This window comes from Pseudomonas sp. lyk4-R2A-8, assembly GCF_030209095.1.
GTDB classification, from domain to species: domain Bacteria; phylum Pseudomonadota; class Gammaproteobacteria; order Pseudomonadales; family Pseudomonadaceae; genus Aquipseudomonas; species Aquipseudomonas quebecensis.
This window is the reverse complement of record NZ_JARVSS010000027.1, coordinates 23,277-35,621: the sequence shown is the minus strand read 5'-3', so window position 1 is coordinate 35,621 and position 12,345 is coordinate 23,277. Positions and strand designations below refer to the sequence as shown.

The 12,345-nt window shown below is 63.2% G+C and carries 13 protein-coding genes; 6 read left to right on the top strand and 7 right to left on the bottom strand.

Going from position 1 to position 12,345, the window contains the following annotated elements; all coding sequences use genetic code 11:
* Window positions 1-91: 91 nt before the first annotated feature.
* The gene (locus QRN10_RS21715; RefSeq protein WP_266248877.1) at window positions 92-964 is read right to left on the bottom strand and encodes an undecaprenyl-diphosphate phosphatase; all 873 of its coding nucleotides are present in this window, start codon (window positions 962-964) and stop codon (window positions 92-94) included.
* A 177-nt stretch (window positions 965-1,141) separates the two neighbouring features.
* Between QRN10_RS21715 and QRN10_RS21710 the strand changes: the two genes are divergently transcribed.
* Window positions 1,142-1,648: a GNAT family N-acetyltransferase gene (locus QRN10_RS21710; protein ID WP_285429117.1), complete on the top strand. Its 507-nt coding sequence runs from the start codon at window positions 1,142-1,144 to the stop codon at window positions 1,646-1,648.
* Here the strand turns inward: QRN10_RS21710 and QRN10_RS21705 are convergent.
* Window positions 1,626-2,570 (bottom strand): GlxA family transcriptional regulator, encoded by a 945-nt coding sequence (locus QRN10_RS21705; RefSeq protein WP_253506701.1) that lies wholly within the window; start codon window positions 2,568-2,570, stop codon window positions 1,626-1,628. The genes QRN10_RS21710 and QRN10_RS21705 overlap by 23 nt on opposite strands.
* 173 nt (window positions 2,571-2,743) lie before the next feature.
* Between QRN10_RS21705 and QRN10_RS21700 the strand changes: the two genes are divergently transcribed.
* From QRN10_RS21700 to QRN10_RS21690, 3 genes are all read left to right on the top strand, one after another.
* On the top strand, window positions 2,744-3,373 hold the full coding sequence (locus tag QRN10_RS21700) for a TetR/AcrR family transcriptional regulator (protein WP_181076986.1): 630 nt from the start codon (window positions 2,744-2,746) through the stop codon (window positions 3,371-3,373).
* Window positions 3,370-4,047, top strand: a complete 678-nt coding sequence (locus tag QRN10_RS21695) for a type 1 glutamine amidotransferase domain-containing protein (RefSeq protein WP_181076988.1) — start codon at window positions 3,370-3,372, stop codon at window positions 4,045-4,047. The genes QRN10_RS21700 and QRN10_RS21695 overlap by 4 nt, the downstream gene beginning before the upstream one ends.
* Window positions 4,048-4,129: 82 nt before the next feature.
* Window positions 4,130-5,254, top strand: a complete 1,125-nt coding sequence (locus QRN10_RS21690) for an alkene reductase (protein ID WP_285429116.1) — start codon at window positions 4,130-4,132, stop codon at window positions 5,252-5,254.
* Between the two features lie 61 nt (window positions 5,255-5,315).
* Here QRN10_RS21690 and QRN10_RS21685 read toward each other — a convergent pair whose 3' ends face one another.
* Complete coding sequence (locus QRN10_RS21685; protein ID WP_181076991.1) at window positions 5,316-6,314, bottom strand: NAD(P)H-quinone oxidoreductase; 999 nt, start codon at window positions 6,312-6,314, stop codon at window positions 5,316-5,318.
* Window positions 6,311-7,543, bottom strand: coding sequence for a YbfB/YjiJ family MFS transporter (locus QRN10_RS21680; RefSeq protein ID WP_285429115.1), 1,233 nt, complete (start codon window positions 7,541-7,543; stop codon window positions 6,311-6,313). Before QRN10_RS21680 ends, QRN10_RS21685 begins: the two co-directional genes overlap by 4 nt.
* A gap of 110 nt (window positions 7,544-7,653) precedes the next feature.
* On the opposite strand from QRN10_RS21680, the gene QRN10_RS21675 reads away from it, so the two are divergent.
* Together QRN10_RS21675 and QRN10_RS21670 are read left to right on the top strand one after the other, a co-directional pair.
* Entirely contained in the window at window positions 7,654-8,529 is an 876-nt protein-coding gene (locus QRN10_RS21675) for a LysR family transcriptional regulator (protein ID WP_285429114.1), read from the top strand.
* Window positions 8,530-8,608: 79 nt separating this feature from the next.
* Complete coding sequence (locus tag QRN10_RS21670; protein ID WP_253506715.1) at window positions 8,609-8,995, top strand: DoxX family protein; 387 nt, start codon at window positions 8,609-8,611, stop codon at window positions 8,993-8,995.
* 105 nt (window positions 8,996-9,100) lie between these two features.
* Here the strand turns inward: QRN10_RS21670 and QRN10_RS21665 are convergent, their stop codons facing one another.
* From QRN10_RS21665 to QRN10_RS21655, 3 genes are all read right to left on the bottom strand, one after another.
* On the bottom strand, window positions 9,101-9,919 hold the full coding sequence (locus tag QRN10_RS21665; RefSeq protein ID WP_181076998.1) for an alpha/beta fold hydrolase: 819 nt from the start codon (window positions 9,917-9,919) through the stop codon (window positions 9,101-9,103).
* Window positions 9,920-10,008: 89 nt separating this feature from the next.
* Entirely contained in the window at window positions 10,009-11,400 is a 1,392-nt protein-coding gene (locus QRN10_RS21660) for an alginate export family protein (protein WP_285429113.1), read from the bottom strand.
* Entirely contained in the window at window positions 11,397-12,293 is an 897-nt protein-coding gene (locus tag QRN10_RS21655) for a VOC family protein (RefSeq protein ID WP_181077002.1), read from the bottom strand. Before QRN10_RS21655 ends, QRN10_RS21660 begins: the two co-directional genes overlap by 4 nt.
* Window positions 12,294-12,345 lie beyond the last annotated feature (52 nt).

Here is a 12,345-nt window from a genome sequence, read left to right as displayed (position 1 = left end):
GGATCAGTCACAGATGTATCAACTGACCCACCCTCATCGGGGGCAAGCCTCCTCCCACAGGAGATTTATGCAGGTTTTAGAACGAGTTATATCAACTCAGCAGCCCGGTGCTGACCGCCACGATCAGGAACACCCCCAGCAGCGCGCGGTAGATCACGAAGGGCCAGGTGGAGAACCGCTCCAGGAATTTCATCAGGCCCCAGATGGCAAAGAACGCCGAGATGCTGGCAACCACCAGGCCGAACAGCAGATGTGGCCAGGCGTGGGCGGGCAGGTCGGCGTGCAACAACACCCACAGCTCCTTCAAACCGGCAAGGGCGATGGCGGGTAACCCCAGCAGGAAGGAAAAGCGTGCGGCTTCTTCGCGTTTGAAGTTGAGGAACAGCGCGGCGGTCAAGGTAGAACCGGAACGTGATACGCCTGGAATCAAAGCGCCAATCTGTGCGACGCCCACGATCAACGCATCACGCAGGCGCATCTGGCTGACCTCGCGGGTATGCCGCGCACGCAACTCGGCCACCGCCAGCAACACCGCCATGACGACGCAGGAAATACCAATCACCATCAACCCGCGCAATGGTGAGTTGCAGGTATTCAGTGTCGACGACAAGGCCAGGCCGGCAATCCCTATCGGGATGGTCGCCAATACAATCGCCACGGCCAGCTTGAACCATTGATCGTTATAGTCACCCCGGCGCACCGCATTGATGCTGCCCGTGGTCACCTGGCGTACATCGCGCCAGAAATAACTCACCACCGCTGCCAGCGCCGCCAACTGCATGGCTGCCGAAAATGCCGAGCCGGGGTCCTGCCAGCCGAGCAGGGCGGGTATTACGCGCATATGGGCGGTGGAGGAGACCGGCAACAGTTCAGTAATGCCCTGGACCACGCCCAGGATGAAGATCTGCAGGTAATCCAGGGAGGCGAAGCCCACATCCAGGCCGGCGGTACAGACGTTGCTCAAAGTGCGTGTCCTTGAAAAAGTGGCGAACCGGCGAAGTTTATTCGAAATGTTTCAAGAATTCGGCCGAGGCCATGGCTAACTGCAATCCGTTCAGCCAGTAGAAAGGTTCGCCGCGCTCTTGGCCGCTGCCGGTGTTTTGTGAACAATGGCGCCCTGTTTTTTCTGATCGAGCGCCCCATGCCTGAAACCACCGTGGAATTGATCCAGACCGGCCCCGAAGAAGCCGAGCTGATCCGCAATCTCTACCAGTACTACGCCTATGAGTCCTCGGACTGGGAACAGGAAGATGTCGAGGCCGACGGCCGCTTCTACATCCACGACGAACACCTGGCCCGCTACTGGCAAGACCCGCAATGGAGCGCCAACCTGCTGCTGGTCGACGGCTATATCGCCGGCTTCCTGCTGATCGAAGGGTGTGAGTTACCGGGCATCGAGGCCCTGGAACTGGCCGACCTGTTTATCCTCAAGCGCTACCGCCGCAAAGGCATCGGGCGCGCCATTGCCACCCAGGTGCTGTGCAGCGGCGAGGCGGATTGGCTGGTGCGGTTTTATGATCAGGACGAAGTGTCCCAGGCGTTCTGGCGCGCGGTGCTGGATAACCTGCCGCGTCCGGTGCAAGCCCTGGAGCTGGCGGATGATCCGCAGTTGATGAGTTACCGGGTTACGCGGGCGGTGCTGCATTAAACGTTTGTTGCATCGCCTGCGGCGGCTGTCCGAACGCCCTTAGAAATGCCTGGCGCATGCGCTCGCGATCACCGAAGCCGGTCTCGCGCGCCACCACTTCCACCGGGTGCCGGCTGGTTTCCATCATTGCCCGGGCGGCTTCCACCCGCAGAGCTTCGATGGCCTTGGCCGGGGTTTGCCCGGTTTCCTCGCGGAATACCCGACTGAACTGACGCGGGCTCAACCGTGCAACCTCGGCCAACGCCTCCACGGACAGGTCGTGGGTCAGGTTCTCGCGGGCGTAGGCCAGGGCCAGCTGCACGCGATCGGATTTGGGGTCCAGTTCCAGCAGCGCCGACAACTGCGACTGCTCGCTGCCACGGCGCTGGGCGATCACCAGCTTGCGTGCGATGCGCCGGGCGAGGTCGACGCCCAGGTCGTTCTCCACCATGGCCAGGGCCATGTCGACGCCGGCGCTCATGCCGGCGCCGGTCCAGACCTGGCCGTCCACTACAAACAGTTTGTCGTCTTCCAGGCGGATGTCCGGGTAGCGTTTGCGAAAGGCCGGCGCGTGAATCCAGTGCGTGGTGGTGCGCTTGCCCGCCAGCAGGCCGGCCTCGGCCAGCACGAAGATGCCCATGCACAGCGAGGCCACGCGCCGCGATTGCGCGGACGCGGCCTTGACCATATCCAGCAGATTGGCCTCCGGCAGACGGAATTCCAGGTAACCGCTGACGATCAGCGTGTCGTAGCCCTGTGCCCGAATCGGCGAGGTATTTACCGAAAACCCCTGGGAGGTCATCACCGCGCCGCCGCTTTCCGATACCAGATGAAACTCATAGGCCGGCTCGCCGCGCAGCAGGTTCGCGCACTCGAACACCGAGCCCAGGCTGAGGCTCAGGGACTGGAAGTTCGGGTAAACCATCAGCGCAACGCTGTGCATCGTTATTTCTCCAAGGGGCGCGGGAGGTGGGATTGTCGGCGTGTGCCGGGTAAACGGCAACTGGCGTAGCGCTATGTCCGAAATCCTTGCGGATCTGACATTGTGAGACGCCGGCCCGCCTCCTACCATGGCTCCACGCACTAGACGACTGGTCTAATCGCAAGGAGCCAAGCATGCACAACCCAAGTAAAAGCGCGCGCCGCACGATTCTGGAGACCGCGCAAGCGATCGTCGGCCGTAAGGGTTTTTCCGCGGTTGGGCTCAATGAAATCCTGCAGAGCGCCGACGTGCCCAAAGGCTCGTTCTACCACTACTTCGGTTCCAAGGACGCGTTCGGCGTGGTGTTGCTCGACACCTACTTCGACCACTACGTGCACGGCATGCAGCAGTTATTCGACCAGCCGGGGCTTAGCCAGCACGCCAAATTGATGCGCTATTGGCAAGCCTGGATCGACAACCAGACCGGCTGCACCGATGCGGGCAAATGCCTTGCGGTCAAACTCGGCGCCGAGGTGTCAGACCTGTCAGAGCCGATGCGCCTGGCGTTGCAACGTGGCACGTCACGCACCATCGCGTTGCTGGCGGTGGCGCTGCAACGCGGGATTGACGACGGCTCCCTGAGTTTCACACAGCCCCCGCAGCACCTGGCCCAGCGTCTTTATGCGCTGTGGTTGGGCAGCAGCGTCATGAGCAAGATCACCCGTACACCGGCGCCGTTCGACGAGGCGCTCTGGCTGACCCAACAGCTGTTGGGCGGCCCCGAACACACCGATAACCACACCGATCGAGGCACTGGAAAATGAAAGTATTAATGGTACTGACCTCCCACGACCAGCTCGGCGATACCGGGCGCAAGACCGGCTTCTGGCTCGAAGAGTTTGCCGCGCCGTATTACGTGTTCAAGGACGCCGGCGCCGAGCTGGTGCTGGCATCCCCAGCCGGTGGCCAGCCGCCGCTGGACCCGGTCAGCGATGCGCCGGATGCACAAACCGAGCAGACCCGCCGTTTCGCCGCCGACCCCGCCGCCCAACAGGCGCTGGCCAACACGGTCAAGCTGGACTCGGTCAATGCCGCCGACTTCGACACGGTGTTCTACCCAGGCGGCCACGGCCCTCTGTGGGACCTGGCGGAGTCGCCGACCTCCATCGCGCTGATCGAGGCCTTCGAGCGCGCCGGCAAGCCCATCGGGTTCGTCTGCCATGCGCCGGGTGCGTTGCGCCACGTCAAGGCAGTCAATGGCGAGCCGCTGGTCAAGGGGCGTCGCGTCACCGGTTTCTCCAACTCCGAAGAAGCTGCCGTGGGCTTGACCGAGGTGGTGCCGTTCCTGATTGAAGATGATTTCAAGAAGCTCGGCGGCCGCTACGAGAAGGGGGCCGACTGGTCATCCTTCGTGCTTGAAGACGGCCTGTTGATCACCGGCCAGAACCCGGCCAGCTCCGCCGATGTGGCCAAGGCCCTGCTGAAACTCACCGCTTAAGTTAACCCCCCTCACGCTGTATTCATTGGCGACTCCAACGAGTCGCCAATGCTTGTGTTCGCCTTGAATTTGGAATATCGCAATGACTGACAGTCTCTTGAACACCCCGGTAAAGCTCGGGCATCACACGTTGAACAACCGCGTCGTGCTGCCGCCCCTGACCCGCCAGCGCAGCGCGCAACCCGGCGACATTCCCACCGCGCTGATGGCCGAATATTACCGCCAGCGTGCCGGCGCCGGATTCATGGTCAGCGAAGGCACCCAGATCGAACCACGCGGCCAGGGCTATGCGTGGACGCCGGGTATCTACTCACCGGCCCAGATCGATGGTTGGCGCAAGGTGACCGATGCGGTGCATGCCGACGGCGGGGTGATCTTCGCCCAACTGTGGCATGTAGGGCGTGTGTCCCATAACGCCTTGCAGCCGGACGGTGCGGCTCCGGTGGCCCCGTCCGCGCTGCCGGCCTTGCAGGCCAAAGCCTTTATCGAAACCGGGCCGGGCGTCGGCGAGCTGAAGCAACCGCCGGTGCCGCGCGCCTTGAGCGTGCTGGAAATCGAAGCGTTGGTCGGCCAGTACGCGCAGGCTGCGCGCAACGCGCTGGATGCCGGTTTTGATGGGGTGGAGATCCACTCGGCCAACGGTTACCTGGTCAACCAGTTCATCTCGGCCCATTCCAACACCCGTGACGACGAATACGGCGGTTCGCTGCACAACCGCCTGCGCTTCCTGCGCGAGATCGTCGAAGCAGTGTGCAAAGTCGTCGGCCCGCAACGCCTGGGCGTGCGTTTTTCGCCACTGTTCAGCGGCACCGATCAAGACCGTGTGTACATCGGCCTGGTGGAAGAGGATCCGCATCACACCTACATCGAAGCGATCAAGGTGCTGGAAGAGTCGGGGATTGCCTACGTGTCCATCGCCGAAGCCGACTGGGACAACGCGCCGGACCTGCCTGACACGTTTCGTGAGGCGGTGCGCAGCACCTTCAGCGGCCGCATCATCTACGCCGGGCGCTACACCGCCGAACGCGGCGAGCGCCTGGTGCAGGCGGGGCTGGCGGATTTGATCGCGTTCGGGCGGCCATTCATTGCCAACCCGGACCTGCCCCAGCGCCTGTTCAATGGCTGGCCGCTGAACCCGTTGCGGGAGGAGGGGATGTACGGTGGCGGTGAGGCGGGCTATATCGACTATCCCACCTATTGCGACTAATCACGCAATCAATGTGGGAGGGGGTAAGCCCCCTCCCACATTGATTTGTAGTGTTTTTGAATCAGGCGACCTGCAACACAATCTTGCCGATATGATCGCCGCCTTCCATCCGCGCATGGGCCTGGGCGGCGTCGGTGTAGGGGTAGACCTTGTCGATGATCGGCAGGCAACGCCCGGCGCTCAGGACCGGCCAGATGTATTCACGCAGTTGGTCGGCGATGGCGGCTTTTTCGGCCCCGGTGCGCGCGCGCAGCAGCGAGCCGGTGATCACCGCGCGCTTGCTGAGGATGCTCAGCAGGTCGACATCATGGGCCTTGCCGCCGCCAAGGAAACCGAGCATCACCAGGTGCCCGTCCATGGCCAGTGACTTGAGGTTATTGTTCAGGTACGAGGCACCCATGATGTCCAGGATCACATCCACGCCATGGCCGTCGGTCTGCTCGGCGATGACGTCGGCAAAGTCCTGTTCGCGATAGTTGATCGGTTCGCCGCCGAGTGTGGCGATGGCCGCGCATTTATCGGCGCTGCCGGCGGTGGCGAAGGCCTGGATGCCGAACTCGCGGCACAGCATCAGCGCGGTGGTGCCGATGCCGCTGGTGCCGCCGTGGATCAGCACACGCTGGCCGGTGTGGGCGTCGCCCAGGCCGAACAGGTTGGCCCAGACGGTAAAAAAGGTTTCCGGTACGGCGGCGGCCTGGATCCAGTCCATGCCTTCGGGGATCGGCAAGGCCTGGCCGGCCGGCACGGCGCAGAACTGCGCATAACCGCCGCCGTTGGTCAGGGCACAGACCCTGTCGCCCAAGGCGTATTCGGTCACGCCGTCACCCAGGGCGGCCACTTCACCGGCCACTTCCAGGCCTGGGAGCGGATTCATGCCGGGTTTCATCGGGTACTTGCCGGCGCGTTGCAGGGCATCGGGGCGGTTGACCCCGGCCGCGTGCACGCGAATCAGGATCTCGCCGGGGCCAGCCACCGGCACCGCCGCCTGGCGTGGTTGCAGCACCTCGGGGCCTCCGGGGGTGGTGATTTCGATAAGGGTCATTTCGGTGGGAAGCGTCATTTGAAGTTACCTGCAACGATGAGCGTATGGGTTGGGACCGCATCAGGCGGTTTGCGGTTCAGCAGGAGCATGCCTAGTTCCAGCAGCAACGCGATCACAATGGCGCCGGCGGCGATCGTGAACAGCACTGCATGTTGACCGCCGCTGGCGTTGAACAGCGCGGAATAGGCAAACCCCGCGACCGCCTGGAACGTCGCGAAGGACACCGTAGCACGGCTCCACGCTACCTGTTGTTGGTGATGAGTGGGGATCAGTTCGTGAACCCGCGCCAGCGCCAGCGGCACGATACCCGGCGGGAATGAGCCGAGGATCACGGCCAGTACGGCCAGCGCCGTGAACGAACTGGAGACGGCCAGCAAGCCGACGGCAATCGCCTGCACTGCCAGCACCAGGCGGATACTCACCCGAGCACCGAGCTTGTCGGCCAGGAAACCGTACGTGACCGGTCCCACAATCGAGCCCAGGCCGTACATCACCCAGATCATCGCACCTATATGGGCCCCGGCGCCCAGCCCTCGGGCGACGTAATCCACCAGAAAGACCATGGCCGGTACCAGGCCCGCGGCCATAAAAGCGTATTGAGCAAACAACAGGTACACCCCCGGCGGCGTTGGCACCGCCGTGGCCGATTGCGCCGGGGCTTCGTACAGCGTGCCTGTGGGCCAGGCAAACCAGCTGGCGGCGGTCAGCCCCAGCGCCAGCAGGCCCAGGCCGAACCAGGTCTGTTGCAAGCCCAGGCTCAACAGGGGCGGCACCAGGGTGCCGGAACCGGCGATGCCCAGCCCGATACCGAGGAAAATCGCACCACTGGCCACGCCTCGACGCGCGGCCGGAACATGGGGCAACACGGTCGCCGCCACCAGCACCATGATTGCGCCACCGGCGATCCCCGACAGCAGGCGCCAGATGAAGAACCACACCACCGACAGCGGGAAGCCGCAGGCAAAAAACGCCAGGGTCACCGCCACCATCATGCCGTGCAGCGCCGTCGTGTTCGAGGTGTGCCGGGCGAGGGGCCGCCCGATCAGCGCGCCGACCAGGTAACCCACAAGATTGGCCGCACCGAGGTACACCACGTCATTGGCGCTGAACCAGTGCGCCTGGATCAGCGACGGAATCAGCGGCGTGTAGGCAAACCGCGCGAGGCCGATACTGACCAGGCTGGCACACAGGCCGGCGAAAATCGCCAGCCATGAAGGGCTGCGGGAGGGAAGGTGAGTGTCGAGCATGATGACAATCCTGGGTATTTTGTCCGGCGCCCAGCATATCCAGATTTATCGATGCAATAATGCAGCGATTACACGTCATAATGATGCATATATGCAGCATGGGAGCGCACATGAATTGGGATGATGCACGCGTGTTCCTCGCGGTCTGCCGTGAGTCGACCCTTCGCGCAGCCGCGCGGGTACTGGGTGTCGACCAGGCCACCGTGGGGCGCCGGGTCAATGCCCTGGAAAAATCCCTGGGTGCAACCCTGTTCCTGCGCACCTCGCAAGGCTATGCCCTGACCGCCGTTGGCGAGGCCGCCTTGCACTCGGTGGAAAAAATGGAGCGCTCGGCCCTGGAGCTGGAGCGTCAGATCCAGGGCCTGGATGATCGCCTGACCGGCACCGTGCGGGTCAGCACCACCGACTCCCTGGCGATCGATTTCCTGATCCCGGCGATTGCGCGGCTGCACGACCGGCACCCGGATGTGCGCGTGCAGCTGGACGCGTCTACCCAGCTCCTGAGCCTGGCCAAACGTGAAACCGATATCGCCGTGCGCAACACGCGTCCGGACAACCCCGACCTGATCGCTCGTCGCATTGCACGCTGGCCGGTGGGGCTGTTTGCTTCCCAGGCTTATATCGATCGTCATGGCCCGCCGCAGCCGGGCGGCCTGTTTGAAGGGCATGACCTGGTGGTCTATCAACCGTACCTGCACAGCCAGAAAGACATGACCCTGGTCTGCGAACCCCTGGGCCGTGGGCGCATCGTCGCGTCCCTGAGTTCCAGCCTGTTGGTACGTCGCTCCATCGCCGCCGGGATCGGCATCGGCGAGATCCCCATCCTCACCGGCGAGCGCGACGGGCTGGTGCGGTTGTGGCCGGAGCGCACCCGGCCGCTGCCCTACGATGTCTGGCTGGTGACCCACGCCGACCTGCGTCACACCGCGCGCGTGCGGGCGGTGATCGATGAAATTGTCGTGGGGTTTGCGGGAACGGGAGACTAGTCAGCACAGGCTTGCAAGCGTGCGTGCAGCGCTGCCCGGACAATGGATGGCGTTAGAGGCCATCCAACAGGGAGCACGCATGAACGAATCAAAATGTCAGGATTTGGGGCTGTTGTTTTTGCGCGGCAGCGGGGCGCTGTTCCTGCTGTGGGTGCATGGTTTGCCCAAACTGCTCGACTACAGCGGGCAATTGAAACTGATCGAAGACCCGTTTCACCTGGGGGGCCAGGTCACTTTGCTGCTGGCGATTTTTGCCGAGGTGCTGTGCCCGCTGCTGATCATTGCCGGCGTGCTGGTGCGCCTGGCGTGCCTGCCGATCCTGGCGGTGCTGTTGATCGCCATGGTGGTGGTGCATCCGGAGTGGACGTTGTTTGAGGGGCAGTTCGGTTGGCTGCTGCTGATCATTTTTTCCAGCGTGCTGATCGCAGGGCCTGGGCGCTTGGTGCTGAGCCGGCGTTTTTCCTGAGCAAAAAAACGGCCGGGCAAGCCCGGCCAAAATAAGGAGAGGGTGATTCACGGGTGATGATCGCTTGCACGCAGAACGTGCAAGCGATCATCAGGTGCGGGTGTTTCAGCGATTCAGGAAGGCCAGCAGGTCTTCGTTCAACTGCTGGGTATGGGTGGCCGCGAAGCCGTGAGGTGCATCCTTGTACACCTTCAGTTCAGCGCCCTTGATCATCTCGGCGGCCACCTTGCCGGTGGTTTCGAACGGCACGATCTGGTCGCCGTCGCCGTGGATCACCAGGGTCGGTACATCGATCTTGGCCATGTCCGGGCGGAAGTCGGTTTCGGAGAACGCGGTGACGCAGTCGACCGTTGCCTTGAGGGAGGCCAGCAGGGCGATTTGCAAGGTCTGGGTCTGCACGCCTGCGGATACGCTCTGGCCCTTGTTGAGGCCATAGAACGGCGTATTGAAATCGCTGATGAATTGCGCGCGATCCTTGAGCAGTTCGGCTTTGAAACCGGCGAACACGTCGAGCGGTACGCCCTGCGGGTAATCGGATTGCTGGCCGAAGATCGGCGTCACGGCGCCCAGCAATACCAGGCCGGCCACCCGTGCGCTGCCGTGGCGTGCGATGTAGCGCGCGACGTCTCCGCCACCCATGGAGAAACCCACCAGGGTCACGTCCTTGAGGTCCAGGTGCTCGATCAACTGCGCGATGTCGTCGGCAAAGGTGTCGTAGTCGTTGCCGGTCCACGGCTGGTCCGAACGGCCAAACCCGCGACGGTCGAAGGCGATGGTGCGAAAGCCGCGGCTGCTGAGGTACTCCATCTGGTATTCCCACATGTCGGCGTCCAGCGGCCAGCCGTGGCTGAACAGCACGGGCTTGCCGCTGCCCCAATCCTTGAAGTAGATCTGGGTACCGTCTTTGGCAACGAATGTGCTCATTGAAAACTCCTTGATTGAGGGACTGAAAAACCCGCCTCACTATTGCCCGAAACCGGGCCTGGGGCTTGTACGGGTGTGCTTGCCTGGGTTCACCAGCTGAACTTGAGTTCCACCCCCAGGTAATTGCTGTCATCGCCGCCGGCATCGCGCAAGGTACGGCCCACGGCGTAATGCACTGCTTCAACGGCGCCGGTGAGGTTCGGTGTAAACACATAGTCGGTACGTAGCTGACCATAGGCACCGGTCCAGCGTTCACCCTGGCCTGCGGTGCCGGCGACCGGCAGATTCGGTTGCGTGTACACCGCGTCGCTGGTGGTCTGGCGCCACAGCAGACCGACGGCGGTCTGCACGCTGAGCTTGTCGATGGGCTTGACGGTGATCGACGGTTTGACGTGAATCAGGTTGCTGTAGCCCGTATAGCCGGCCAGGGAAAAGTAGTAGCCGTTGGGGAACAGCGGATTGAACGTGCCGACTGTGCCGTCGCCGGTTTTGCGGTCGCCCGAGGCGATGTCCAGTTGCAGGCCTATGCGTGGTTTCCAGGCCAGGCTGTCGAAGGTGTAGCCGGTGCGACTGCCGCCGGCCCAGGAGCGAATGTCCTTGCTGCCCACCGAGCCGCTTTGCAGCATCGCTTCGATGTCCCAGTCGAAACCCATGGCCGCGCCGCCCAGGCGTGCGTCGAACAGGTGGCGGGTCTCGTCGCCGTCTGCATCCAGATAGTGCGCGGCGCTGCGTTCATACACGCCGTAGTAGGCCGAAAACTCGTTCTTGCCGCCCACCAGGCGCTCGACCCTCAGCATATGGAAGCGCGCGTCACTGTTGGACTTGTCGTCGAAATGCCGGCCGTCCTGATACTGCACCGGTTGGCTGGCGATCCCGATAAAGCGCCAGTCAGACGTTTCCCAGTCGGCCCACAACGCATCGAATGACTGACGCACATTCGGCCCGTCGCGCGATGAGATAAAGCGCTGCAGGTCGAAGGCGAAATCCTGGCGCCCCGCGCGGGCCTTGAGCGTGCCGCTGTCGAAGGTGTTGACGTACTCGGCGAACGCCAGACGCAGATCGACACGGTTCTGATCGGCGCCGCCAACCGTGGTCTTGTCGTAGGCGCGCACGTCCTCAAGCTGGGTGAACACCCGCCAGTGCTCGTTCAGGTGCAGGTCGGCGTGGACCTGCAAGCGCTGGATCAGGTAACGATCACGGTCCACGTTCTTCACACCGAAGCCACTGGCGTCGTTCATTTCGAAGCGTTCGCGCAAGGTCGCTCCCAACGACAGATAGGTGAACGGGTTGGCGCTGGACAACGGCAGGTACTTGAGATTGTCCAGCGGCTGCGTGCGCAGCGCCGGGTCCTTGAGTACCGACCAGTCTTCCTGCCAGCGATTGGCCTTGATGGTCGGGCGCGTCGGCTGCTCGTCGGCGTGGACGCCGCCTACGAGCAGCGGCCACAGCACGGCCAGGCTCCAGCCTGTGCGACGAATCATTGGGCCGCGTTGAGTTGGTGGATCTCGGCGACGTAACCGCCGGGGAATTCAACCAATGCACTGCGACGGCCCTTGCTGTCGAACGTCGGCACCAGCACTTTGGCCCCTGAACCGGTGGCCTTGCCCAGGGTGGCGTTCAGGTCGGCGACCTGGTAACCGGTGGTTTCATGGCCGAAGGGGTAGGGCAGTTGACCGTTGGTGACCAGCACGGCCATGCGGCCGAACGAAGACTCGATGTCCACGCGACGGTAGGTGCCATTGCCTTGCCCTACGTCCACGCCGGGTGCCTGTTGGTTGTCGGCCAGGATTTTGCCGTGGGAAAACCCCAGGAAGGCTTTGATAAACGCATCGGCGCGGTCGGCTGACAGGTACACGCGGTTTTCCGGCACGGTCTGGAACGCGGCGTAGTCCGGGGTCTTGGTGTGCCAGTAGAGCTGCATGTTCACGCCGCCCGGCCATTGCACCACCGCATCGCGCCCGATGGGGTCGGGGAAGTCGCTGACGATCACCGCCGCGCCATTTTCGCGGGCGGCCTTGAGCGCCACGTCCATATCCTTGACCAGATAGCCGTTACGTTCCTGGCCGAACGGGTGCGGGATCGGCGTGGTAAAGCCGAACAGCGACACGGTGCCGGCCGGCGTCTGCAGCAATTGCGAGGTGGTGCTGCTCGGCACCGGCAACACGTTGACCACCACCTGGGGTGTACTTTTGCCGCCAAAGGTAGCGAGGAAACTCTGGGCAAACCGGTCGACATCCGCCGGAGCGACATACACGTGGCTGGTGTCGTACTGCGGGGCCACCGCTACGCTCGGTGTCGCCGCGACTGCAGTGCCCATCACCGCGCCGGCCAGCAGCGTCACTGCCAGGCTTACCCTGATTGCTCTGTTAACCATGCCTGCTCTCCGTGTTCCAGATGATCGAAAGTCGTGAGGTTAGGCGGCGTGG